Here is a 25,104-nt window from a genome sequence, read left to right as displayed (position 1 = left end):
TCGATAGTGAACCTGAGAGTCTGATCATATGGGATGTTCTGGATTAATCTATGGCTATGAGCTGGATGGCCAGGGTGGTGGAAAAGCACTAAGCGGCAGTGATATTGAAACAGGATGTCCGGATGCGGAACTGGTCTGGCTTCATTTTGATTACACCGATAGTGAAGCTCGTGACTGGATTACCCATAAGAGTGGTCTGAGCGGCGTCGTTATTGATGCACTCCTGACAGGGGAGAGCCGTCCCCGTGCGACCCAGGTTAATGAAGGCCTTTTGATAGCCCTGCGGGGAGTGAATCTAAGTCCTGATTCTGATCCCGAAGATATGGTCGGTATCCGTATCTGGATCGATGGAAAGCGCATAATCACTACCCGCAGACGTAAAATGTTGTCGGCTAAGGATCTGGTCGACGCAATAGAAGCCGGCACCGGCCCCGACAGTGCCGGGGATTTTCTGGTCATGCTATCGTCAGCACTGATGATCAGAATGTACGACACCGTTAACGCGACAGAAGATATCGTCGATGGTATTGAAGAGGAACTGATCGCGACCAGCCGCTATGAGCTGCGAAATCAGATCTCAGAAGTTCGTCGGACAGTGATATCTCTGCGACGTTATCTTTCTCCTCAGCGGGATGCAATGCTGCAGCTTAACCAGATGCGGGTTTCATGGTTTACTGAAGGACACCGGCAAGAACTGCGGGAGGTAACCGATACGCTGATCCGTTATATTGAAGATCTGGATACCACCCGAGACCGGGCAACCGTTGCTCAGGAGGAGTTGGCTAACAGACTCGCTGAGCAGATGAACAACCGGATGTACCTGCTATCAATTGTCGCCGCGGTCTTCCTTCCTCTGGGCTTTTTTACCGGACTTCTCGGTATCAATGTTGGCGGCGTGCCGGGAACGGATAATCCCTGGGCATTCTGGATAGTCAGCGCATTGATGACAGCAACGGTCGCCGCACAGTTGTGGCTGTTTAAACGAAAACACTGGTTTTAAGCACTGCTGGTTTTAAGAGCATAGAGACCATCATTATTCGCCGCGCATCAGGAGACAGGCGCTGTCATATCAGATAACAGCTTACTGATTTTTTCGCGGAAGGTGTCACGGTCGGCAGGCTTAACAATAAAGTCCCGGGCGCCGGCTTTGAGACAGCGAGTCAGAATCTCCTTATCCCTGTGTGCGGTCAGCAGTATCACCGGGATATCCGTCAGTTGATTGAACTTCTGCATATACGCCAGCACTTTCAGGACATCCAGCCCAGACGTCTCATAATCAAGCAACACCAGATCGGGTCTCTGACAGATCATGGCTGGCAGCGCCTCTTTAGCGCTCTCAAACAGCATCGGATTAAAACCCGTGTCAGTGAGAATCTGTTTAACAGATGCCGAGTACTCAGCATCACCGTTGATCAGGGCAATATTTTTCTGGTTTCCGGATACAGTGGGAATCTGCAACCGGCTCAGCTCGTTATACTCCTCTTTAACTGTTTTGGCCCAGGCTGAAATCTGCTCAAGTTTACGGTCACTCAACTCCCGGGTCTGTTCCGCTATCTTTTGATGATCAAGAATCAGATTCCGGCCTGAGTGCCCGGCAATCAGGTTAGCCAGCTCATTCAGAGCGGCAGAAAAAGCGTCGACAGTATCGGTCTGGCACTCAACCCCTTTATCGACATTATCGATAATAAAACTGTCGAGCGCTTTTTTATGTTCCAGCAGCTCTTCACCAATATAGGTCAATGCCAACTGCTGTTCTGAATGCGCAACGGCGTCAAATGCCTGTTTTACCAGCAATGCTAAACGGTGCATATCGTAAAGCGGCTTAACAATAAAATAGTTATCAACGGTCTGGTTTATACACAGCTCACATGCTTTACCAACATCCTTGCTGATACTCAGCACAATTGAATAATGCGGGTTGCGGTCGAGGCCAAAGTCGGCCACCAGTTGGCTATAACGCTCGATGCCCTCAAGCAGGTTCTGATAGGCAATCAGAATAATTTTGCAGCCTTCCCGGGCTAATGAATCGCCAAAATGGTCGGGCTCCACCACAACCTCATGGCCCTTTGCCTGCAAAAAGTGCGCAACATCATCATGCAAATGTGTTTCATCACTCAGTATGATTACCACAGCTTTTGTCTTCTTCACTGAAGAGCTCTCTATAATAGATAAATAAAAACAATCTCTGCTACGTCTGAAAATACCCCTGACGCATCCCTTCGTTTCACAAGACTGTGCCTTAAAGTTAGCAGCCGAAACCGGGCAATGCCAGATTCAACAGAGCAGGGCAGTACTCCAGCCAGCATTAAGCAATAAGCTCCTCTAATCTTCAAATCATTATCTGCAAAACGATCAATCTGGAAACGGATCAATCTGGAAGCTATGAACCTGAAAAGATGAACTTGAAAAATATGAACTTGAAAAAGAGTACCGCACAGTCACCTTGCATTACTGCCATACTATAGTCAGACGCATTTACAACGAAGTATGGGTAAAGTATGCAGCATCCATATAAGCCACTGGATTTTGATCATCTGAGCGAGCTGGCACAGATCAAACCCCAGGTACTGGAGCGTTATTTACGCTGGCAGATAAACAAACTGATCAGCCGGGCAAAACCTGAAGAGAGAGTCCGCTTACGGCAACTGCAGTTCCGGATCGATGCCATCAGGTACCGCTCTAAAACACCGCTTGCAGCCTGTATCAAAATCTCGCAAATGATGCACGATGAACTTTGGCGCCTGAGGCAGACGTTAAACTACACCACAGAGGTGCCCAACAGCCTTGTGGTAACAGAAGCATCACCGGATCCAACAGCGCGGTCTCGCGGCAAGGTGGTCGTGCTTCCCCCGCGAACAGATGCTGAGTCGCGCGGTGTTGAGAAAAACAATCATAAAGGATTTTAACCCCTCAGGCAGATTGCGTTTCAGAATCACTGAGGGCTTGTTTCAGCTGCTTCGCCGCCAGTGCATAGCCCCCATCAGTTCCATCGACAAAGTGCAGATGGCCACCATCACTCATGCTCTCCACATAGCAGGTCATCTGCGCGGCATCCGACACATGGATACCAAAACATATCCGCCCCAACCGCTGTTCTGATTGCAGATATTCCTCTATAGCCCGATAGCCGGAAGGGGAGCAGTCCAGCACCATGCGCAGAGTGTCATCATATTTTTTAAAGTCACAGTGCAGGGGCACCCGATCAACATAGCTCTGCATCCCCGGTATCCATCTGAAGCCTTTAAGATTGAACAGCGGCACGGTCATCATCAGCTCATAGAGGGTGCGAAAAAATACCCGGTTACAGCGGATATCGGAAGCCTGCAACTGACGCTTAAGGTTATGCAGAAACGAGTGATAGCGAGCGTTATCCATACGTATCGGATTCGCGCTGGCAAAAGAGCCGCCCAGCAGATGCTCTATCCTGGCAATCACCCGGGGGAGCACTGTTGCATCATTCTCATCCCGGGGCTGAATCAATATCGAAAGCGTCACGCCGTTGCCAGAAGGCACGGGCTGCCAGCGACAGGTGAGTCCGCTGAAGATCTCTGTTTTGCTGAACACCGGACGAGGTTCACAGCGAAACTCTGCACTGTTTTTTACCAGTGTCTCAGCCAGAGTCATACCACCGCCTTTAAACATCGCCTGGTTAACAAACTCACCGGAAAGATATTTGGCAATCTGCAGCTCTTTGCCCATCGCCCGCAAAGTTGAAACCGGCACCAGCCCCGCATGAAGCTCCAGAGCAAAGCTCTCTCTGGCGTGATAACTCAGCGACTGCAGCACATTCAGGGTGTTATTACGCATCGCTTCAGTAACCAGAACCGTGGCGCCGTCACCGCCAAAAATAAACGGCAGCCCCGGGTTCACCAGATTCAGCTGGGCAGTAATTGCCGCCGCGCCGATAAAGTTAACATTCCGGTAGTTACCCCGTTCAATCGCTTCGGTGGAGCCACGCACATCGACAACCGATACATACCAGTCATCCGGTACCGGCCGATAAAAACGCCCATCCGCAATCTGTGCTATGTCTGTGAAACCTGTTAACTGCCGATAGAACGCTTCCATCTGCTCTGCCTGTCCAAATCACCGAAAACCGTTTGTTTTATCTTCAATCACTCAGCCACGGCTGACAAGCATCACATATACCACTTTGTTGATGGAGGAGAGCGGTACAGCAGACCCGCTCAAACCATAAAACGGAACAGATCCTGCCGATCATTAAGATATTCAAAGCGGATCTGCTTCTCCCTCATTCGGGCCAGCAGCGGCTGCAGATCCTCTTTGCAGGACAACTCAATACCGATCAGCGCGGGCCCGCGGTCGCAGTTATTCTTTTTCGAATACTCGAAGCGGGAGATATCATCACGAGGGCCCAGTACCTCGGCAAGAAACTCACGCAGGGCTCCGGCGCGCTGAGGAAAGTTAACGATAAAATAGTGCTTCAGCCCCTCAAACAGCATCGCCCGCTCTTTGATCTCTTCAGTCCGTAAAATATCGTTGTTGCCACCACTGACTACGCAGACCACGGTTTTACCGCGAATCTCGTCCTGAACACTGTTCAGTGCCGCAATCGATAATGCTCCGGCGGGCTCAACCACAATCGCCTCCTGATTGTATAACTGCATCATGGTGGAGCAGACCTGTCCCTCAGGCACAGTAATCACCCGTTCAAGATTCTGCCGGCAGATCTCAAAGGTTCGTTCACCCACCCGTTTAACCGCCGCACCATCAACAAAGTTATCGATCTGAGTCAGCGTTTCATTACTGCCCGCCGCTAATGAACCACTCATCGATGCGGCTCCCTCGGGTTCAACACCGATCAGGCGGGTCTGGGGGGAGCTCTCGCGGAAGTAGGATGACACCCCTGAAGCCAGTCCGCCTCCACCGACCGGCATCAGCAACATATCAACCTGAGCATCGACTGCAGCCAGTTGATTGAGAATCTCAACCCCGACAGATGCCTGGCCCTCGATCACTTTAGGGTCATCAAAGGGATGCACAAACGTGGCCTGTTCCGCATGACAGAACAACATCGCCTGTTGAAAGGCATCATCAAAGGTGTCACCGACTAAACGGACATCCACCAGCGCTTTACCATATTTGCGCACCTGCTCAACTTTCTGTCCCGGCGTGGGTGCCGGCATGAAGATCGTCGCCTTTAACCCCAACAGGGCGCAGGCGTAGGCCACCCCCTGAGCATGATTTCCGGCACTGGCACAAACGATTCCCTGTGCCTGCTGTGCCGGCGTCAGGCTAACAATTTTGTTATAGGCCCCGCGAATCTTATAGGAGCGGACCAGCTGTTGATCTTCCCGTTTTAGATAGATCTCGGCACCGTAGCGTTCGCTCAGATTTTCGCTCCGCACCAGCGGGGTACGGGTGACCACCGACTTAAGGCGTTGCGCCGCGGTCAGGATCTCATCAAGGGCAGGGTAGTAATCACAGCTCTCTGTGGTGTTGTCTGTAAAAACAGCGTTGTTCATCAGGGATCTCCAGATCTCAATCATGATTGAATAATCGGTTACCCAGACCCCGGCGGCGGATTTCAGAAATAAAAAAACCCGCCGGTAGGGCGGGTTTTTTTATGTTTTGCTAAGACATGCGCTAACCCACCAGTTCCTCGGAAATGATGGTAATAATGCTGCGGCTGTCAGTTGCGAATCGGTTCATGGCTGCGATGATGCGCTATTTGATCGTTTGCGTCAACAGATAGAACGCTGTTGAATCAACAGTATCGGCAGCTAACAGAATTATGGAGTGAGTACTTACATTCAACAAAGCTACCTTAATTGCTGGGCTAAATCAGCGATAACTTTTCATAAACCCGTCCGTTTGCGGATAGCAGGAGGGGCAGTTCCCGATTTTCAACCGAGGACGATAGGCCCCTGATAAGAGGGTTACTCAACAATGGCTGCCGATTTAATCTGCGCCCAGACGCTGTCCCCCACATTCAGCCCGAGGCTATGCAGTGATCGCTGGGTTAAGCGGCTGAGAATATAGTTTCTGCCAATTTTCAGGCGCACCATGGCGATACCGGGATGGTCACCATCACTGATCTGATCCACCACCGCTGGCAGCACGTTAGCGATACTACTGCTGTGATCCGCCGTCAGTGCCAGGCTGACATCCCGGGCCATCACCTGAAAGCGCACCTTCTGGCCGACATTAAAACTAAGATCGCGAATCCAGAGCTCGCCCCCCTCAAAACTGGCCAGCGCCAGATGCCACTGTGGCTGGAGTTCGGTAATTTGCGCTTCGATAATCGCGCTGCCCGCATCACTGGCCTGTTGTGGTAGCTCCACATGGGAGAAGGTTTCATTAAGTGGGCCAGCAGACTGCAGCTGTCCCTGATTCAGCACCACCAGGTGGTCCGCCAGTCGGGCCACCTCGTTGGGGGCATGGGTCACATAGATCACCGGCATCTCCAGCGCTTCATGCAGCTTTTCCAGAAACGGCAGTATCTCCCGTTTACGGGCCAGATCCAGCGCGGCCAGTGGCTCATCCATCAGCAACAGGCGGGGATTTACCGCCAGCGCCCGGGCGATAGCAACCCGCTGCTTCTCCCCTCCGGAAAGCCGCTCAGGCTTTCGATCCAGCAGATGCGCGATCCCCAGCAGATCAACGATCTCATCCAGCGAGAAACCATCATGCCGGTGCGGCTGACGTTTGAAACCATAATTGAGATTGGCTTGAACACTCAGGTGAGGAAACAGATTGGCTTCCTGAAACACATAGCCGATAGGACGCTGATGGGTTGGCAGAAAATGTTTTTCATCCTGCCACACTTCGCCTTTCACCGTCAGCGAGCCTGCCGCTCTTTCGAGACCCGCAATACAGCGCAGCAGAGTAGATTTACCCGACCCCGAGGGGCCAAACAGCGCGGTCACCCCCTGCGATGGGAGATTCAGATCCACATCCAGCGCAAAGCCGGCATAGTTAAGTTTAAATCGGGCATGAATATCGGCGCACACAGACATCAGCGTGTTCTTCTGTTGGGGTTAAAGGTATAGAGCAACAGCAGGGTGACAAAGGAAAACAGCAGCATCGTAATCGCAAGAGAGTGGGCCTGACCATACTCAAGTGCTTCCACATAATCATAGATCTGTACCGACACCACCCGCGAGACACCGGGAATGTTACCACCCACCATCAACACCACACCAAACTCGCCCACCGTATGGGCAAACCCCAGTACGCTACCGGTGAGAAAGCCCGGCAGGGCCAGCGGCATAGCGACGCTGAAGAAACGGTCTAACGGACTGGCGCGCAGGGTGGCGGCCGCTTCCAGATAGTTTTCCCCGATATTTTCAAACGCCAGCTGAATCGGCTGCACCACAAAGGGCAGGGAGTAAAACACCGAGGCCACCACCAGCCCGGCAAAGGTAAAGGGCAGGGTGCCGATCCCCAGCGCCTGGGTAATCTGACCCACAAAGCCCTGCGGCCCCATCAGCAACAGCAGATAAAAACCTAACACCGAAGGCGGCAGCACAATCGGCAGAGCTACCAGCGCTTCAAAGAAAGATTTCAGGCGACTACGGGTGTGCGCCAGCCACCAGGCGATCGGCGTGCTGATAATCAGCAGCAGCAGAGTCACGATGCTGGCCAGCTTAACTGTCAGTAAGATTGCCGCCCAATTTCCGTCACTGAACATCGCCGGGGCTCCCGAACAGGTTAAAGTTTATAGCCATATGCGCGGATAATCGCCGCAGCAGGCGCTGATTTAAGAAAGTCCAGCAGTGCAATTGCAGCGATATTATCCTTGCCCCGGTTTAGCAGCACCGCATCCTGACGAATCGGAGCATACAGATCAGCAGGCACGACCCAGCCCGACCCGGCACTCAGCTTACCCTCTTTCATCACCTGCGACAGCGCCACAAAACCTATCTGCGCATTACCGGAAAACACATACTGATAGGCCTGAGCGATGTTTTCACCCTGCACCAGCTTGCCAGCCAGACGCTCAAAAAGCCCCAGTTTCTGCAGCGTTTCCACTGCCGCGGCACCATAGGGTGCCAGTTTCGGGTTAGCCAGCGACAAGTGCTTAACGCTGTCTGACCTGAGAATATCCGGGCTGTCGTCTGCCACAAAGCCGGCCTGTGAAGACCACAATATCAGCGATCCCTGAGCATAGGTGAAGCGGCTGCCCGGGACACTCCAGCCCTGTTCCTCAAGCTTTTGGGGCTTGCTGGCATCGGCCGAGAGAAACAGATCAAAAGGAGCACCGTTCTGAATCTGAGCGAAAAACTTACCCGATGACGCAAAGGTGAGCACCACCCTGTGGCCGGTCTGCTGCTCAAACTCTGCGGCGATCTCCTTCATAGGAGCGGTAAAGTTGGCCGCCGTGGCGACCTGAACTGTTTCCGCCCGGGCAACCGCTAAACCAAACAGCAAAGCACAGCCAGTAATCAAACGTAATATCTGTTTCATCATTTAAATCCTTTTACTCAGTCGGTTAGCAGGCTACGGCCAGGATGACGTTGGACGATTTAATCAGCGCGGTCACCTCGCTACCGACTTTCAACCCCATATCGGTCACGCTTTCATTGGTAATAATCGAGGTAAGGGTTTTCCCCCCCGGCAGCTCAACAATCACCTCAGCATTAACCGCCCCCTCATGGCAGCGAACCACCTTGCCGGTAAGTTTATTGCGGGAGCTGGTTTTTAGGTTGTTATTACTGGTCAGAATCACCCAGGATGACTTGATCATGGCGTAAGCTTCATCGCCCACTTTCAGCTCCAGATGTTCGACACTGTCGCAGGTGATGTTAGCAACTATCTCATCACCGCCCCCGATATCCAGCACCACCTCAGCATTAACCCCGCCCTGTTTAATCGCTTTGACTCTGCCTGAAAACTGATTCCGTGCGCTGGTTTTCAAATCGTACTTCCTGATAATTTTGTAGTAGGCCTCAAAGTCTTCCATCACCTGATTAAGCTGATTCAAAACCTGCTGCCGTTCTTTATCGAGACGACGGTACGCCGACACCAGCCGGCGGCCATTGACGGTCAGCACCGCACCACCACCATTGCGTCCACCCACCCGCCGTTCAACCAGCGGGGCCTCAGCCAGGTTGTTAATCGCTTCAACCGCATCCCAGGCGGTTTTGTAACTCATCCCCATCAGACTGGCTGCGGCAGTAATCGAGCCACTGGCATCGATCTGCTCCAACAACTCCAGATGGTCATATTTACGGCCACGATCCATCAATGGCCCCTTGTCCTGCTTCTGCCCTGTCGGCGTCTTCATCCTGATCTCCTCAACCACCACCGTCTGAAAGCCGGTGGGCCTGGCATGATATCGCCCAAAAGCGCTATTAGGTATAACTATATAGCGCTTCTCGCGATAAACACAAACCAAGCCTTATTCCCCCTGTCCTAACGGTGGTCTGTCGCTGCCCCATCTGGCCCGCTAATCGCCAGAGCAACGGTACCGGACAAATCCGGCAGCGGCAGATAACAACCGTTATTAGGTATCACTACATAGCGTACTGCATAAGAAATGCCATTCTTTAACTAACTGAAAATAAAGGATTATCTTATTTTTATTTTGTTAGCTTGCTGACAATTCTGCGAAATATAACAGAAAAAATGTCGTTCACTGTCCTGTTTACAACACGCCCGGATAACCTGTCAGGCTGCTGATACAGCGCTCTGTTTCAGGTTAGCCCGCGCCAAACATGACAGATATCAATGGAATGCAGAATGCTAGCCATAGGTATCATTGCTCTGCCGGGGATAGTCCATAAGATGGTCGCACAATAACCATACAAAATTAATGGATAAAGGAGAGAGAACTGATGGAACAACAGAAGCAGGGAAACCCAGCTGTCGTCGGGCTGGGGGGCTTTGGACTGACAACAATGGTGCTGCAGTTTCACAATGTTGGCTGGATGGGGATCGGTCCGGTGATCTGGCTGGGGCTGATCTTTGGCGGCCTGGCGCAGATGATCGCCGGCTTTCAGGAAAAATCGACCGGCAACAACTTTGGCTATTGCGCCTTTACCGCCTATGGCGCGTTCTGGATCTCACTGGCGCTACTGCTGATCGGTAACCAGTTCAACATCTACGTCTCCAGTAAAACCGATATTGGCTGGTTTCTGGTAGCCTGGACGCTGTTCACCGCCATTCTGTGGATTGGTGCCTTGCGTATTCACGGCGCGATGGCCACCACTTTCACACTGCTGCTGATCGGTTTTATCCTGCTGGATCTGGCTCACTTCGGCTATCCACAACTCACCGTCGTAGCGGGCTATGAACTGATGGCTACGGCACTGGCTGCCTGGTATATGATGGCGCATGTTATTTTTGCTGACGTCTATGGTCGCAGCATTCTGCCGGTCGGCAACCCCTGGATCAAAGCCTGAGAGGAGATCATCATGTATTCTATTCGCAAACAGACCCGACAGGCGCTGCTGGCGCTCACCGTTACCATCACGACCGTTCTCTGCACTGCCGCCGCTGCCGATGAAGGTGCCGCCACCCCTGATGAAGTGGTCACCAAAGTGTGGAGTGCAGCCAAGGTGCTGCAAACCAAGGGGGCCTCGGCCATTCCATCACTGAACAATGCCGATGGACCCTGGGTATGGAAAGACAGCTATGTGTTTGCCTTTGACTGCCGGCTTGACCGGATGGTCGCCCACCCAATGCGCCCGGATCTGGTGGGACGGCCGATCATGCAGGTCACCGACAACAACGGCAAGTTTATCTTTAAGGAGCTGTGCGACGCCGCAAAACATAAAAACGGCGGCTGGGTTGAATATCAGTGGACCCGGCCAGGGGCGGGGCAGACATCGCGTAAATTAAGTTACGCTGTGACCGCTGATCTGGCGTTCTCCACCGGCATTCAGGTGGCGGCCGGAGTCTATGATGAAACATTGTCCGTGGAGCAACTCAACAAGATGACCGAACAGCTGGCCGACCCGGGCAGTTTTGACCATTAAGCCTGTTCCGGCCAGCAAAAAGCCCGCGGAAGCGGGCTTCAGCATCCTACAATGGCTGTATCTGTAGAAGCCCTTTTCAAGGGCAATAAAACAATCGCCGCGAGGGCGCGCCTCCCACACCAGCATCCTACAATGGCTGTATCTGTCGAAGCTCTTTTCAAGAGCGATAAAACAATCGCCGCGAGGGCGCACCTCCCACAACAGCATCCTACAATAACTGCATCTGTAGGAGCCCTTTTTAAGAGCGATAAAACACTCGCCGCGAGGGCGCACCTCCCACCCAACATCCTAGAATGGCTACATCTGTAGGAGCCCTTTTCAAGGGCGATAAAACACTCGCCGCGAGGGCGCACCTCCCACCCAACATCCTAGAATGGCTACATCTGTAGGAGCCCTTTTCAAGGGCGATAAAACACTGACCGCGAGGGCGCGCCTCCCACACCAGCATCCGACAATGGCTGTATCTGTAGGAGCCCTTTTTAAGGGCGATAAAACACTCGCCGCGGGGGCGCGTCTCCTACAACAGCAGGAAGCAGTGTAACCGCCTGAAGTTAAACCATTTCAATCATAAGATCGGTTTTTTCGATCTATTTTTATATTTAATTCGAATATTACTTGCTGTTTTCTGGCCCTAAGATAAAACCTCAATGCACTATATCCCTACCAGAATGCAGGAGAGCAAGATGAAAATTAATCTGAAGGTTCGCCATGTTTCTATAAAAAAAGGGCTGGAAGAGTATGTCCGCCGGCGGATGACGTTTGCACTGGCATCACGATATGACCAGACAAATCAAATTAATGTCACTCTTTCCGATATTAATGGCCCGCGAGGGGGCGAAGATAAGCGCTGCCAGGTACGCATCCTGATCGCAGGGCAGCGCGATATCGTCATAGACGATGTGCGGCAAAACTGGCAGGAGGCGATTGATAGCGCCGCCTCACGGGCCAGCAGAACTCTTACACGACGCCTGGCTCGCACACGCAGCAAGGGCATCCGTCCCAAAAACAGGTTGCTCAACGAATCGCAGCTGGGGACAGAAACAGAATACGACGAATATTTGTCTGTAGCAGGAGAACACTAATGGACAAGCCTATCAGCTCAAGCCCGGCATATGCTGCGGGCTCCGACTCAACCCGCATCCAGAACCGGGTGCTTAAAAACACCTATATGCTGTTGTCGATGACACTGCTGTTCAGTGGCGCGACCGCAGGCCTCTCCATGGCCCTGAATCTTCCACATCCAGGTATCATTATTACCCTGGTTGGCTACTTCGGTTTGCTGTTCGCCACCTCGAAGTTTCGTAACAGCGGTTTAGGCATCGTCTGCGTATTTGCACTGACCGGATTTATGGGGCTAACCCTGGGACCGATACTGAGTGCCTATATGAGCTTGCCAAACGGCGGACAGATCATCATGAATGCCATGGCGGCAACCGGGGTTATCTTCCTCGGCCTGTCAGCCTATGTTGTCACCACCAATAAAGACTTCAGCTTTATGGGCGGTTTTTTAACGGTCGGCATTCTGGTGGCGTTCCTGGCCGGTATCGGCGCGTTTTTCTTTGAAATAGCCGCGCTGTCTCTGGTGGTTTCCGCCATGTTTGTGCTGTTAATGTCGGGTCTCATCCTCTACGAAACCAGCAACATCATCCACGGTGGTGAAACCAACTACATCATGGCGACAACCACACTGTTTGTGTCGATCTTTAATCTATTCACCAGTCTGCTTCATCTGATGGGGTTTATGAGTGATGAGTAAAGCGGCATAAAACAGGGGGGTCACCCCACTAAATTCACCTCAGAGGACACCGGAAGCACAGAGATAAAACGCTAACGGGGGAGGAAAAGCCAACAAAAAGCCCGCAACTGCGGGCTTTTATCATTGAGATTAACCTATTAGCTGGTAATGCATTCAGGGCAGGGCGCGGAAGGCGCACACTGATACATCGCCGCTTCATTCAACGGCGCAGCAGCGTTACTGCGCGAGCCCAGGTAAAGCAGTTTTTCTTTGTCAGGCAGGGAAGCACAGGTCTCGTTATGCACCACAAACTCACCCGCCGCATTTGCACCCGTTTCCACATAGAACTTAGCCATATCAATTTCTCCTGTAATTATTAGTCTGTGGCAGCTACAACAGGGCTTCCACCACATCTTTGACCACGATGGCCCGACTGAATAGTCAGATAAAAACCGGGGAAATAGCCTGGAAAGGCTGTAAGTTATTCAACGAATCTACGCTGATTTTGTGCCTTACAGAACAAAACCGGACCATTTGTCACCCACAAACGCGGTCAACAGAGGAAAGAGCAAAAACTATTCCGGGTTATGGCAAACATAGAGAAGCTCAGCTACGCCAGGAATAATGAACCGACTTAATCTTCCAGGTTTCGCACAAAACGGTATTGCTCAGCATCTGCGGCAAGCCGGTATAAAATAGCCGGTCTCCCGGCGTCTTTTCGGAACTTACCGGTATCCTCCAAAAGGTTTGCCTGTTCAATACGGCGACGAAACGAGCGTTTTTGCAACGGTTTGCCAATGAGCAGCTCATGCAGGTGCTGCAACTCAGGAAAAGTAAACTCCTCCGCCAGGGCATAAGCGGGCACGATAGAGTAGAGCGCTTTTTGCTTTAGCCTTTCACGACCAGCCTCAATGATCGTCATATGATCAAACGCCAGTGTCATCTCCGGCAGTTGTTCAACATCAACCCATTGCGCATCAGCCACCGTTGCTATTCTGACCTCGCAGGCCTGATAAGCCATCAGCGCGGTATAACTGACCGTAACCGACCAGCCCCGTTTATCACGCTGGTTGTTGCCATAGCTGGCCAGTTGCTCAAGGTAGGGCGCAGTTATTCCGGTTTTATCCTCAATGACACCATTAATAGCCTGTGTCAGATCAGCCACCCGATGGACATCGATAAATCCCCCCGGTAACCCCCATTTGCCCAGCTCTGGATGACTCGCCCGTTCCACCAGCAACACCTTTAACACGCCATCATGATAGGTAAACAGTGCAGCATCGACGGTTACCAAAGGGCTATCGAACTGCTTTGGGTCATATTGCTGCAGGTAAGTTGCTTCATCCATTACTGATTGTTCTGACATATTCAGGCTGCTTTAGGGTTTAGAAGGGGATAACGCCATTCTAATTAATTTGTGTCTTTTTGTCACTTAGTGCTTGACACAATAAGTGACCATAAGCCACTATTTATATTAGTGACATAAAGACACTATATTGAAGGAGAGATAATCATGTTTGGAATTAAATTCTTTAAAGCCGACGCAGCAACGTACGCCATTAAAACAGCCAACGGTAAAGTCCGCCGAAAAGGCCAGGGCATCAGTTTCTGGTATAACCCGGCGACAGCCTCCATTGCCTGTGTGCCGACCAGCGTGCAGGAAGCCTCATTTATCTTCAACCTACAGACAGAAGACTTCCAGGAGGTGCGGGTTCAGGGGCAGCTGAGTTATCGCATTGTTAACCCCGACCAGTTGGCGGAGGTGATGAACTACACCGTGAGCCCCAGAGAAAACCGTTATACAACAGAAGACCCTTTGCGCTTAGATGATCGCATGATCCGCTTCGTACAAAACCGCTTTCAGGCAGATATACAGGCCGTCAAACTAAGAGAAGCCCTGAAACTGACGAAACAACTCATGACGAACACTCAGCAGGGGCTGGCAGTTGAACCAGCACTGCAGACCCTGGGCATCGAGGTGGTGGATCTGAGTATCACCGGCATTACTCCCGCGCCGGAAACCGTCCGGGCACTGGAAGCGGAAGCCCGGGAGTCGATTCTCAAAGAAGCGGATGACGCCATCTATCTGCGCCGGAAAGCCGCGGTGGAACAGGAAAGAACCATCCGGGAAGCCGAGTTACAAACCGATCTGGAAGTGCAGAAAAAAGAGCAGGAAATTAAACAGGAGCAGGTTACCAACGAGCGCAACCTGATGAGGGCCAGAAAAGAGATCGAACAAGAGAGACTTCAGGCCGATATCGAAGCAGAAAGTCAGCGAATCCAGCTGGTACAACTGAATGCTAAAAACGGCAAGATTGAAGCGGAAACACAGGCCTACGCGATTGAAGCGCAACTGAAAGCCTATCAAAGCATCCCCGTGGAAAGCCTCAAAGCCATGGCGATGAGCAACATGCAGGCCGATCAGCTGTTCGCCTTTGCTTTCGATTCTTTAGCACAAAACGCCGCGAAAATTGGTGAGTTAAATATCTCTCCAGATCTGTTCTCTCAACTGATGAAAAAGGCCGGATAATGACTACGACAAATCAAACCCGCTATGTCCTGGTATGGCGCAAAACAAGGCTTGAAGAGCTGGTAGGGCGGTTTAATACCTGGCCTCAGGCGCAATTCTACCTCGAACACAATCAGGCTGATCCCAGTGACTATCTGGCCGAGCATGATCTTTACCGACAGCGCGTACAGGAGATCGAGCAGGTATTAAAAGCCCGTGGGCGGTTTCAGTCCCTCAGCCGTCAATACCTGCCCAGCTTCCAGTTCGGGCCAGATGATGTGGTCGTGGTGATTGGTCAGGACGGTCTGGTGGCAAACACCCTGAAGTACCTCGACGGACAGCCGGTCATCGCCATCAACCCCGATCCTCAGCGCTGGGATGGCATCCTGCTGCCTTTCGAAACGAAAGACCTGGACAGTGTCATCAGCACCGTCAGCAAAGGACAATCTACCGTTAATGAGATCACCTTTGCGCAGGCGCGAACCAATGATGGCCAAACCCTGTTAGCCATCAATGATCTGTTTATCGGGCCAAAAAGTCACACCTCAGCCCGTTATTCCCTGACCTGGGACGGGCAGACGGAACAGCAATCCTCGTCGGGAATCATCGTCTCCACAGGGTTTGGCTCTACCGGCTGGTTTGCGTCCGTCTTGGCCGGTGCTGTTGGTGTCATGAAAGAAACCGGCACTCAGAACCACCCTCTACAGGGTGGGTTTGACTGGAGCGCACAGAAACTGCAATTTGCCGTGCGGGAACCTTTCCCCAGCCGAACCTCATCCACCTCATTAGTGTTTGGCGAGGTAAGCCTGAACAAACCACTGAGTTTAGAATCCATGATGCCGGAGAATGGGGTTATCTTCTCCGATGGTGTGGAAAATGACTACTTACTGTTTAACTCTGGCTGCAGGGTAACTATTGGGCTGGCAGAAAAGCGGGGGAGGCTGGTAATGGGATAACCGGTAGGCAGGCGAGTATCGTTACACTAAACTCACCACAGAGGACACCGAGGGCACAGAGATAAAGCTCTAACGGAGAAGGGCCACGCTCAGTATGATTAAAGCTACTCATTTGATTGAGGTTTTTCAGCACAAATAGCTCTATATCTGAGCGCCAGCAAATCTTTCATCTTCTCCTTGAGATGTTCCGGAACATAGGATCTATCAATCAGTTGATTAGCCAGCCCTAGTTTCTTCCCGAATGATTTTATTGCCTTCTCAGCAGCAACAGATCTCAGGCCTATCTTTTCAGCTAACATCATGAAGTCCTGCTTGGTGTAGTAACCAAAATAGTCATGAGCCTCAGAAAAAACTCCTTCCTTTTCACTTTCTAATAAAGGCATCGCCAACTGGCCAATGCCATCCGTCGGATAAAACGCTGTGCACAAGATATCGTAATTCGGAGTTAACCTATCGTAGGTAAGGCCTTTGTTATCGGGCTGCCGAATAACGCTGAAGTTCTTTAAGTGCTGATCGTCATTACCAACCAGATAAGAAAGCAGAACCCTCTTAAAATATTCGTTCTGCACGGCCATTTTATTTCCAGTCACTGTCCTCAGCAGTACCCCGGCAGCTTCATACGAGCTGTCATACTTATCATCTTTTAAACGGTCTGAAAGGGAGCAGAGATCTTCCTGATGCAACTTCCCTGTTGAGGTCCGATCATATCGCTTGGTGATATATGCTTTTTCTCCATCTGAAAACTCAACCAAACCAGACTCAGCGGTCTCTATTCCCATCGCACGGCTAATGCCCATACAAAGGTGCTCCATTTCAGCACAGGCCTCTAAACCATCGGGGGACGGCTTTAATATATACTCGCCATCACTTGTTGTTGGTACTAAGGCTGACGTATCAGAATCTACTTTCAATGAAAGTTTCTGCTGAACCCCGGAAATGGACATGCCTTTAGTGAACTGGCGACCTTTTTGAAAAAACGCCTATCGAGAAACACCTAAAGCCGCCGAAACTTTGTCGGAACCATAAAAGGCCTTAGCCGCAACATCTTTCATCAGCGGATTTTTATTGCTACTCGCCAGCGCTTCTAACGAGATATAACAGTGTGTCATGGCTGAGCTTCCTTCAACGTTACGGCTCCGGCTAAATCATCTCCGTTTTGCAACAACAGTCCAAACGTGTCTCTTTCATCAATTTTCTGGTTGACTGACTGAACCTCTTTCATCCAACCCTCAGCTGCCAAATTTTCAAAAAAAGGAAACAATACATCAGACTTAAACGGCTCTTGCTGCAGAGGTAGCCTGTATGAGAGAGGAGCCCCGTCAGCAAAATAGTCAGGCTTGTATTGAAACTCAAAACCACCACCGTCTATTTCTCTCAGCTCACCAGCCACTTGAGCGTTAAAAAATACAATTGCTATCCTACCCATAGCTTTTTACCCAGCGCAGCCAATACTGCGATCATAAGCTCAGCCTTCACATTAGTCTGACCCTTTTCAATTTTTGAAATGGTCATATGAGATACGCCACTATAGGTAGCAAGATCCTCTATCGTCACGCCCTGATCCTTCCTGGCTTGTTTAACGACTTCAGCTAAAGACTCAATTGGTTTGAAGTCTTGCTGCTGACGAAGCAATGAGAGTTCAGCAGCCTGCTTCTCATAAAGCACCCCCAAGTCGGTCAGGAAAGACTGGACTTCAGCGTTAGAGAGTTTCGTATCGCTCATCAGAACATAACCCCTTGCTTATTTTTAGACTAATCTAAAGACAATTTATAAGTAATAATAGATAAGTCAAAGCAATATGTAAATTATTGCTTATTTTTAGACTATAAATAGCAAAAAAATAATAGATAGCTTATTTTTAGTGTTGTAACAAACACAGTAACTCATGAACGAGTGAGTTCAGCGTATCTGAGCCGATTGATCAGCTTATTGATCTTGACCCTTTCATTAGGTGGTAACACCGCACTAAACTCACCACAGAGGACACCGAGGGCACAGAGATAAAGCAATAACGGAGGAGAGAAATTAAAAGGGGTCAAAGCCCTTTTACCTAAGAGTACCTCAAAGAGAAATCGACTCAATTAGCCGAATCAACTATCTCGCACGTTGATGATCCCCTCTATGAAACCGAGGATTGAAGTTTTCCCATGCTTTTGGAAAAGAAAACGCGCAGGGAAGTTGGCGAGGCCGACCAGGCAGTGGGCGGTTTTTAGATTATTATTCGATATTAAGTTTGCACAAACACAAGTAATTTTCAGACATAAAAAAGCAGCCATTTCGGCTGCTTCTTCGTTTATGTCACCCTAAATGACAACACCCATCAAATATCCAGATTGGACACATTCAACGCATTGGTCTCGATAAAGTCACGGCGCGGCTCTACTTCATCGCCCATCAGGGTGGTGAACAGCATATCTGCAGCGATGGCGTCGTCGATGGTGACGCGCAGCATACGGCGCTGTTCCGGGTCCATGGTGGTTTCCCATAGCTGTTCCGGGTTCATCTCGCCCAGTCCCTTATAGCGCTGGATGTAGTAGCCGCGTTTGGACTGTTCCATCAGCCAGTTAAGACCGGTGGTAAAGTTGGAGGTGGGCAGGGTGCGTTCGCCACGTTTAAAGTAGGCGGTCTCTTCCAGCAGTCCGTCTAGGGTGTCACCCAGACTGGTCAGCGCGTTGTAATCGCGGGACTCGAAGAATGCCTGGTCAAAGGTGTAGTGATGGCTAACGCCGTGCTGAATCACTTTTACGCTGGGCAGGAAGATGCCCTGGTGCTCCATATCCTCAGCAGCGGAGGAGGTGTAGACATCACCACCATCCAGATGGTCACCCAGTCCATCGCAGACCTGATCGATCCATTCGGCAACCTTCTGTTCATCTTTCAGATCATCCTGTGTCAGGCGAGTGGTATAGACCATCTGCCGCAGAATCGGCTCAGGATAGAGGCGGGAGAGACGGATAAGCATCTTATCAACGGCGCGATAACGGTTAACAATCTCTTCCAGACCGGTGCCGCTGATTGGTGGAGCATCGGCATTCACATGCATCGATGCGCCTTCCAGCGCGCCCTGCAGCAGGTAGTTTTCCAGCGCATCATCATCTTTCAGATACTGCTCCTGCTTACCTTTTTTGATCTTATACAGAGGCGGCTGGGCGATAAATACATGGCCGCGCTCGATAATCTCTGGCATCTGCCGGAAGAAGAAGGTGAGCAGCAGGGTGCGGATGTGTGATCCATCCACGTCGGCATCGGTCATGATAATGATGGAGTGGTAACGCAGTTTGTCGGCGTTAAACTCTTCCCGGCCGATACCGGTGCCCAGTGCGGTAATCAGAGTGCCGACTTCGGCTGAGGCCAGCATCTTGTCAAAACGGGCTTTCTCGACGTTGAGGATCTTACCCTTCAGCGGCAGAATCGCCTGCGATTTACGGTTGCGGCCCTGTTTGGCTGAACCACCCGCAGAATCACCCTCCACGAGGTAGATTTCAGAAAGGGCCGGATCTTTCTCCTGACAGTCGGCCAGCTTGCCGGGCAATCCGGCGATATCCAGGGCACCTTTACGGCGGGTCATCTCACGGGCTTTACGCGCCGCTTCCCGGGCACGGGCAGCATCGATCATCTTCGATACAACCGCTTTGGCGTCCTGAGGGTTTTCCTGCAGGTAATCGTTAAGCTGCTCATACATCGCCTGCTCAACCGCAGTTTTCACCTCAGAGGAGACCAGTTTGTCCTTGGTCTGGGAGGAGAACTTAGGGTCGGGCACTTTAACCGATACGATGGCGGTGAGACCTTCCCGGCAATCATCACCGGTGGTGGCGCCTTTAGCATTCTTATTGAGCTTTTCCGCTTCGATATAGTTGTTCAGGGCACGGGTGAGGGCGGTCCGGAAACCGGACAGGTGAGTACCACCATCACGCTGAGGGATGTTGTTGGTAAAGGAGTGGATATTTTCCTGATAGCTGTCGTTCCACTGCATCGCCACTTCAACGCCAACACCATTCTCATGCATAACATTGATATGGAACATCTTGTTAACGGGGGTTTTGTTGGTGTTGAGGAAATCAACAAAGGAGCTCAGCCCCCCTTCATAGGCAAACAGCTCCTCTTCACCGCTGCGCTCATCCTTAAGCCGGATAGCCACACCGGAGTTGAGGAAGGAAAGCTCCCGCAGGCGTTTCGCCAGGATATCGAATTTAAACTCGAGCTGGTTGTGGAAGGTATCTTCAGAGGGCCAGAAGCGCACTGAGGTGCCGGAGGTTTCTGTCTGACCAACCACTTTCAGCGGCTCATCGGGAACACCGTGGCGGTAGGTCTGCTCATAGACATCGCCTCTGCGGCGGATAGTCAGTCTCAGCTCGGCAGAGAGGGCGTTAACTACTGAGACACCCACACCGTGGAGACCACCGGAGACTTTATAGGAGTTATCATCGAACTTACCGCCGGCATGCAGTACCGTCATGATAACTTCGGCCGCCGATACCCCTTCCTCTTCATGCAGTTCAGTCGGAATACCCCGGCCGTTGTCTGACACCGTGACGCTGTTATCGCCATGGATCGTCACTTTTATCTCACTACAGTGACCGGCCAGCGCCTCATCGATCGAGTTATCAACAATCTCGAAAACCATATGATGCAGACCAGTACCATCGTCCGTATCGCCAATATACATTCCCGGGCGCTTACGAACCGCATCCAGTCCCTTTAGGACTTTAATACTGGAAGAATCGTATTCCTGATTTTCGACGCTCATTCAGTTCTCCTGGCTTGCTTTCCGGGCGCTACAGGCACCCGTCTTGTATGTTGAAAAAACGTAACCCGGCTGGCTCTGACCAGTACTCCGTCAAAGCATCCTTATCAACACAGGTGATAAAGCACTGACTGGCTGTTTTTTCTAAATAGTTACAGAACAGTCGGCTATGGTGCTGATCCAGCTCTGACGGTAAATCATCGATCAGATAGATACAGGCCCGACTGTTCAATTTGTAAAATAAAACTCCCTGCGCCAGTTTAAGGGCGCTCACCACCACCTTTTTCTGCCCCCTTGAGAGACGTTCTGACGCGGTGTGGCCATCTACCTTAAGCCGCAGGTCGGCCCGTTGCGGACCGGCACTGGTGTAACCCTGACGCAGATCGCGTTCAAAGTTTTCATCCAACACCTGATCCAGGCCACGTTTTTTGTCCCAACCGGGACTAAAACTCAGATCGATGCTGATGCCCTCAAGCAGGTCAGCAAGGATCAGATCAAATTCGGGTTTTAATGCTTCAATATACAGTTCGCGAAGCGTATTCAGCTGCTCCGCGTAGCTAATAAATTCCTGGTCCCAGACCACCCGAATCCGTTGCTCGATTTTACCATATTTCAGCAGAGAATTTCTCTGTTTTAATACCCGTCTGAAACCACGCCAAAGCCTTATAAATTCAGGATTTGAGTGAAATGAGCCCCAGTCGAGAAATTGCCGCCTGATGGCCGGACTACCTTCGAGAATCATGAAGGTTTCTGAGTTGATCACCTGGATCGGTAACAGCTCGGCGAGGGTGGTGATATCGATGTTATTGCCGGCATAGCGGATGCGGCAATCGCTCTCCAGATTGCGCTCCACTCCCAGGGGCTGACTGACGCCACTACCCATCGCATCCAGCTGAGCAAACACGGTGCAGCGCTGTGAACCGGTCTGGATCAGATGGTTGAGCTTATTGGTGCGAAACGAACGGCACAGACCCAGCAGGTGGATCGCTTCAAGCACACTGCTTTTACCGCTGCCATTGGCACCGTGAATAATATTGATACTGGGTGAAGGCGCGAGACTGAGGTCGCTGAGATTGCGAACCGCACGAATATTGAGTTGGGTTATCGGCATATCGGCTATATAAGGAGGGGAGGTATAGGAAGGGGGCCTGTGGCCCCCTAACAGAATTACATCCGCATCGGCATAACAACGTAGAGAGAGTTGGCATCGTCCAGCCCCTCAATCAGCGCACTGCTGTTAGAGTCAGCCAGGGTAAAGCGCACCACCTCAGAGCTGACAATCGACAGCACATCCAGCAGGTAGTTAACGTTGAAACCGATCTCCAGGGTATCGCCTTCATAATCCACAGCAACGGTTTCTTCCGCTTCTTCCTGCTCCGGGTTGTTGGCCATCACCTGAAGATAACCGCTGGTCAGCGACAGACGCACACCACGGTATTTTTCGTTCGACAGAATCGCAATCCGGCTGAATACCTGGCGCAGCTCCTGACGGGTGCCCAGCATAAACTTGTCGCCACCCTGTGGAATAACGCGCTGATAATCGGGGAACTTGCCATCAACCAGCTTAGAGGTGAAGGTGAAATCACCAGCGTGAGCGCGGATATGGTTGGCACCGACCACCAGTTTTACCTGATCATCGCCGCTTTGCAGCAGACGGGCCAGTTCGAGGATACCTTTACGGGGCACGATAAACTGATGGTTTGCCGGACCGTTGGTATCGACCTGTGCAACACTGGTCGCCAGACGGTGACCATCGGTAGACACCGCGCGCAGGCTGTTCTCGGTGATCTCCAGCAGCATCCCGTTAAGGTAGTAACGGACATCCTGTTGGGCCATAGAGAAACCGGTCTGATCGATCAGATGGCGCAGCTGACTTTGCAGAACATTCAGCTCAAACGATTCAGGACTGTCTTCAACATTGGGGAACTCAGCCGCCGGCAGGGTAGAGAGAGTAAAACGGCTGCGTCCCGCTTTGATCACCATCTTCTGACCCGTGAGAGTCAGTTCGATCTGGGCTGAATCCGGCAGGGATTTACAGATATCCATCAGTTTACGTGCCGGCACGGTGATCGAACCCGCTTCAGCCGGTTCATCCAGCTGCACCCGGCCCACCAGTTCAACTTCCAGATCGGTTCCGGTCATCGACAGCTGATCACCCTCTGCAACCAGCAGAATGTTGGAAAGCACTGGCAGTGTCTGACGACGTTCCACAACACCTGCAACCAGTTGCAGTGGTTTAATTAGCGCTTCTCGCGAAATAACAAATTTCATCTTTTTGCTACCCTTAATTGATCAGCCTGCTACGCGGTCAGATGACGCAACAGATTCTGATAATCCTCTCTTATATCCGTATCGGTCTCACGCAGCGAAGCTACTTTACGGCAACCATGCAGTACTGTGGTGTGGTCCCGTCCACCAAAAGCATCGCCAATCTCAGGCAAGCTGTGATTGGTCAGCTCTTTAGACAGGCTCATAGCGACCTGTCTTGGCCGTGCCACAGAACGACTGCGTCGTTTCGAAAGCAGGTCCGATACTTTGATCTTATAGTAATCGGCTACAACCCGCTGAATGTTATCAATACTAACCTGTTTATCCTGCAATGCCAGCAGGTCTTTCAGTGATTCTTTAATAAAAGGTGTGGTGATCGCATTTCCGGTAAAATGGGCATTGGCAATCACCCGTTTCAACGCCCCTTCAAGTTCACGGACGTTGGAGCGGATCTTCTGCGCCAGGAAGAAAGCGGAGTCATCCGGCAGACGCACCTGGGCCTCTTCTGCCTTTTTCATCAGAATCGCCACCCGGGTTTCCAGCTCCGGCGGTTCAATCGCCACGGTCAGACCCCAGCCAAAGCGGGATTTCAGCCGCTCCTCAACACCGTTGATCTCTTTCGGATAGCGGTCACTGGTGAGGATCATCTGCTGGCCACCCTCGAGCAGCGCATTGAAGGTGTGGAAAAACTCCTCCTGGGAACGCTCCTTACCGGCAAAAAACTGAATATCATCGATCAGCAGAGCATCTACAGAGCGGTAATAACGCTTAAAATCGTTGATCGCATTCAGTTGCAACGCCTTTACCATGTCCGCCACAAACCGCTCAGAATGCAGGTAGACAATCTTCGCTTTCGGATTGCGTTGTAACATCTCCATCCCCACCGCATGCATCAGGTGGGTTTTACCCAGACCGACACCACCGTAGATAAACAGAGGGTTATACGAACCACCGGGGTTATCGGCCACCTGCTGAGCCGCCGCCAGCGCCAGTTGGTTGGACTTACCCTGAACAAAGGAGTTAAAGGTAAACGACTGGTTCAGATTGGACTGATGGCGCACGCTACCCTCAACATCGACACTGCGTGACGAGCCTGACTGGGCAGAAGGGGGCACAATAATTTCACGGTGGTTGATCGGCTGAAAGCTGCTGTCATCAATTGCCAGCTGCTGCGGAGCATTTTCTTCCACCGGTTGAGGTCGTGAAGCAGCCTGAGGCCGATTATCAAAGCTGTTCTGGGAATCAAAACTGCCTTGAGAGTCAAAGTTAGCCTGGGAATCAAAGTTGCCCTGATTATCATAGCCAGAGGAGAACGACCCGGAATCATCGAAGCGGTTGGCCGGACGACGAGCCGGTGCCGGCGGTGGTGCAGGGCGGGCAGGGCGCTGAGAGAAACCATTGGCGCGGCCTGCGATATCGATACTGACTTTGGCTGCGATATCACCACTGACCGTGTTGACGATCTCACGGATGCGGTTAAGGTATTTATCGCTCACCCAGTCCTTAACAAACCGGTTCGGTGCCAGCAAAACCAGCCCGGTATCAGACTCTGGTGACACCTTCAGAGGCCTGATCCAGGTATTGTATTGTTGGGAGGGGAACTCATCCTGAAGATTCTGAAGACACTGTTCCCACAACTCAGCCGACATAGCTAATCCTTAAACATCCTCTGTTTTCACTGCTGTTGAGTGACCGAGAACAAGACCGTAAACGTAAAAAATAATAGCAGATAATACCCTTTAAACGCCCGCTTATCCACAGTTAGACGCAATCTGTTGCTAATTCTTTTCTGCTGGTTTTTCAAACAATTAGCAAAGATTCCACAGTTTGCGCGGGAAACAGCGGGGCGATGCAAAAAACTATCCATACTTTAAAAACAGTTAATATTCAGACCTATCAACAGAGTATCTATCTGTTTTTATTACTTTAATATGAGTTAATAACAGATT

The 25,104-nt window shown here is 51.2% G+C and carries 24 protein-coding genes; 8 read left to right on the top strand and 16 right to left on the bottom strand.

The features are described from left to right. Window positions 1-28 precede the first annotated feature (28 nt). Window positions 29-1,000, top strand: coding sequence for a zinc transporter ZntB (locus tag OCU43_RS00120; protein ID WP_091354264.1), 972 nt, complete (start codon window positions 29-31; stop codon window positions 998-1,000). A 47-nt stretch (window positions 1,001-1,047) separates the two neighbouring features. On the opposite strand, the gene OCU43_RS00115 is transcribed toward OCU43_RS00120, so the two are convergent. Next, window positions 1,048-2,148 (bottom strand): response regulator, encoded by a 1,101-nt coding sequence (locus OCU43_RS00115; RefSeq protein ID WP_139203129.1) that lies wholly within the window; start codon window positions 2,146-2,148, stop codon window positions 1,048-1,050. A gap of 350 nt (window positions 2,149-2,498) precedes the next feature. Between OCU43_RS00115 and OCU43_RS00110 the strand changes: the two genes are divergently transcribed. Next, window positions 2,499-2,906 (top strand): DUF3135 domain-containing protein, encoded by a 408-nt coding sequence (locus tag OCU43_RS00110; RefSeq protein ID WP_091354260.1) that lies wholly within the window; start codon window positions 2,499-2,501, stop codon window positions 2,904-2,906. 4 nt (window positions 2,907-2,910) lie between these two features. Here the strand turns inward: OCU43_RS00110 and OCU43_RS00105 are convergent, their stop codons facing one another. The 6 genes from OCU43_RS00105 to OCU43_RS00080 all read right to left on the bottom strand — a co-directional run bounded on the left by OCU43_RS00105 (window position 2,911) and on the right by OCU43_RS00080 (window position 9,250). Then, window positions 2,911-4,068: a DUF3095 family protein gene (locus OCU43_RS00105; RefSeq protein ID WP_091354257.1), complete on the bottom strand. Its 1,158-nt coding sequence runs from the start codon at window positions 4,066-4,068 to the stop codon at window positions 2,911-2,913. A gap of 119 nt (window positions 4,069-4,187) precedes the next feature. Beyond that, window positions 4,188-5,486: a threonine ammonia-lyase IlvA gene (gene ilvA / locus OCU43_RS00100; RefSeq protein WP_091354254.1), complete on the bottom strand. Its 1,299-nt coding sequence runs from the start codon at window positions 5,484-5,486 to the stop codon at window positions 4,188-4,190. A 414-nt stretch (window positions 5,487-5,900) separates the two neighbouring features. Then, window positions 5,901-6,980: a molybdenum ABC transporter ATP-binding protein gene (gene modC / locus OCU43_RS00095; RefSeq protein WP_091354251.1), complete on the bottom strand. Its 1,080-nt coding sequence runs from the start codon at window positions 6,978-6,980 to the stop codon at window positions 5,901-5,903. Continuing rightward, window positions 6,980-7,654: a molybdate ABC transporter permease subunit gene (gene modB, locus OCU43_RS00090; protein WP_091354249.1), complete on the bottom strand. Its 675-nt coding sequence runs from the start codon at window positions 7,652-7,654 to the stop codon at window positions 6,980-6,982. Before modB ends, modC begins: the two co-directional genes overlap by 1 nt. A gap of 20 nt (window positions 7,655-7,674) precedes the next feature. Further along, window positions 7,675-8,430: a molybdate ABC transporter substrate-binding protein gene (gene modA / locus OCU43_RS00085; RefSeq protein WP_245756494.1), complete on the bottom strand. Its 756-nt coding sequence runs from the start codon at window positions 8,428-8,430 to the stop codon at window positions 7,675-7,677. A gap of 25 nt (window positions 8,431-8,455) precedes the next feature. Beyond that, a complete protein-coding gene (locus OCU43_RS00080) occupies window positions 8,456-9,250 on the bottom strand; it encodes a TOBE domain-containing protein (RefSeq protein ID WP_091354244.1) in 795 nt (264 codons plus the stop codon). Between the two features lie 550 nt (window positions 9,251-9,800). On the opposite strand from OCU43_RS00080, the gene OCU43_RS00075 reads away from it, so the two are divergent. The 4 genes from OCU43_RS00075 to OCU43_RS00060 all read left to right on the top strand — a co-directional run bounded on the left by OCU43_RS00075 (window position 9,801) and on the right by OCU43_RS00060 (window position 12,699). Continuing rightward, complete coding sequence (locus OCU43_RS00075; RefSeq protein ID WP_091354241.1) at window positions 9,801-10,367, top strand: acetate uptake transporter; 567 nt, start codon at window positions 9,801-9,803, stop codon at window positions 10,365-10,367. A 12-nt stretch (window positions 10,368-10,379) separates the two neighbouring features. Continuing rightward, complete coding sequence (locus tag OCU43_RS00070) at window positions 10,380-10,943, top strand: cache domain-containing protein (protein WP_091354240.1); 564 nt, start codon at window positions 10,380-10,382, stop codon at window positions 10,941-10,943. Window positions 10,944-11,626: 683 nt separating this feature from the next. Next, window positions 11,627-12,025, top strand: coding sequence for an HPF/RaiA family ribosome-associated protein (locus OCU43_RS00065; protein WP_175483434.1), 399 nt, complete (start codon window positions 11,627-11,629; stop codon window positions 12,023-12,025). Then, window positions 12,025-12,699, top strand: a complete 675-nt coding sequence (locus OCU43_RS00060; RefSeq protein WP_091354233.1) for a Bax inhibitor-1/YccA family protein — start codon at window positions 12,025-12,027, stop codon at window positions 12,697-12,699. The genes OCU43_RS00065 and OCU43_RS00060 overlap by 1 nt, the downstream gene beginning before the upstream one ends. A 137-nt stretch (window positions 12,700-12,836) precedes the next feature. Here OCU43_RS00060 and OCU43_RS00055 read toward each other — a convergent pair whose 3' ends face one another. After that, the gene (locus OCU43_RS00055) at window positions 12,837-13,034 is read right to left on the bottom strand and encodes a hypothetical protein (RefSeq protein WP_091354231.1); all 198 of its coding nucleotides are present in this window, start codon (window positions 13,032-13,034) and stop codon (window positions 12,837-12,839) included. Between the two features lie 278 nt (window positions 13,035-13,312). Beyond that, the gene (locus OCU43_RS00050; RefSeq protein ID WP_245756493.1) at window positions 13,313-14,044 is read right to left on the bottom strand and encodes an NUDIX hydrolase; all 732 of its coding nucleotides are present in this window, start codon (window positions 14,042-14,044) and stop codon (window positions 13,313-13,315) included. A 147-nt stretch (window positions 14,045-14,191) separates the two neighbouring features. Between OCU43_RS00050 and OCU43_RS00045 the strand changes: the two genes are divergently transcribed. Together OCU43_RS00045 and OCU43_RS00040 are read left to right on the top strand one after the other, a co-directional pair. Beyond that, the gene (locus tag OCU43_RS00045; protein WP_091354226.1) at window positions 14,192-15,208 is read left to right on the top strand and encodes an SPFH domain-containing protein; all 1,017 of its coding nucleotides are present in this window, start codon (window positions 14,192-14,194) and stop codon (window positions 15,206-15,208) included. Next, on the top strand, window positions 15,208-16,143 hold the full coding sequence (locus tag OCU43_RS00040) for a diacylglycerol kinase catalytic domain-containing protein (RefSeq protein WP_091354224.1): 936 nt from the start codon (window positions 15,208-15,210) through the stop codon (window positions 16,141-16,143). Before OCU43_RS00045 ends, OCU43_RS00040 begins: the two co-directional genes overlap by 1 nt. A 104-nt stretch (window positions 16,144-16,247) precedes the next feature. Here the strand turns inward: OCU43_RS00040 and OCU43_RS00035 are convergent, their stop codons facing one another. From OCU43_RS00035 to dnaA, 7 genes are all read right to left on the bottom strand, one after another. Beyond that, window positions 16,248-17,087: a type II toxin-antitoxin system HipA family toxin gene (locus OCU43_RS00035; RefSeq protein ID WP_091354222.1), complete on the bottom strand. Its 840-nt coding sequence runs from the start codon at window positions 17,085-17,087 to the stop codon at window positions 16,248-16,250. Between the two features lie 161 nt (window positions 17,088-17,248). Continuing rightward, the gene (locus OCU43_RS00030; protein ID WP_091354220.1) at window positions 17,249-17,569 is read right to left on the bottom strand and encodes a HipA N-terminal domain-containing protein; all 321 of its coding nucleotides are present in this window, start codon (window positions 17,567-17,569) and stop codon (window positions 17,249-17,251) included. Beyond that, window positions 17,557-17,865, bottom strand: coding sequence for a helix-turn-helix domain-containing protein (locus OCU43_RS00025; protein ID WP_091354217.1), 309 nt, complete (start codon window positions 17,863-17,865; stop codon window positions 17,557-17,559). Before OCU43_RS00025 ends, OCU43_RS00030 begins: the two co-directional genes overlap by 13 nt. A gap of 598 nt (window positions 17,866-18,463) precedes the next feature. After that, window positions 18,464-20,890, bottom strand: coding sequence for a DNA topoisomerase (ATP-hydrolyzing) subunit B (gyrB, locus tag OCU43_RS00020; RefSeq protein WP_091354214.1), 2,427 nt, complete (start codon window positions 20,888-20,890; stop codon window positions 18,464-18,466). Between the two features lie 28 nt (window positions 20,891-20,918). Beyond that, window positions 20,919-21,998, bottom strand: a complete 1,080-nt coding sequence (recF, locus tag OCU43_RS00015; protein ID WP_091354211.1) for a DNA replication/repair protein RecF — start codon at window positions 21,996-21,998, stop codon at window positions 20,919-20,921. Window positions 21,999-22,054: 56 nt separating this feature from the next. After that, a complete protein-coding gene (dnaN, locus tag OCU43_RS00010; protein ID WP_091354209.1) occupies window positions 22,055-23,158 on the bottom strand; it encodes a DNA polymerase III subunit beta in 1,104 nt (367 codons plus the stop codon). Between the two features lie 29 nt (window positions 23,159-23,187). After that, window positions 23,188-24,804, bottom strand: coding sequence for a chromosomal replication initiator protein DnaA (gene dnaA, locus OCU43_RS00005; protein ID WP_091354206.1), 1,617 nt, complete (start codon window positions 24,802-24,804; stop codon window positions 23,188-23,190). Window positions 24,805-25,104: the final 300 nt, after the last annotated feature.

Origin of the sequence: Amphritea atlantica, assembly GCF_024347255.1 — a bacterium.
Taxonomy (GTDB): Bacteria; Pseudomonadota; Gammaproteobacteria; order Pseudomonadales; family Balneatricaceae; genus Amphritea; species Amphritea atlantica.
Note: the sequence above shows the minus strand (reverse complement) of the source record. Positions and strands in the feature narration are given on the sequence as shown.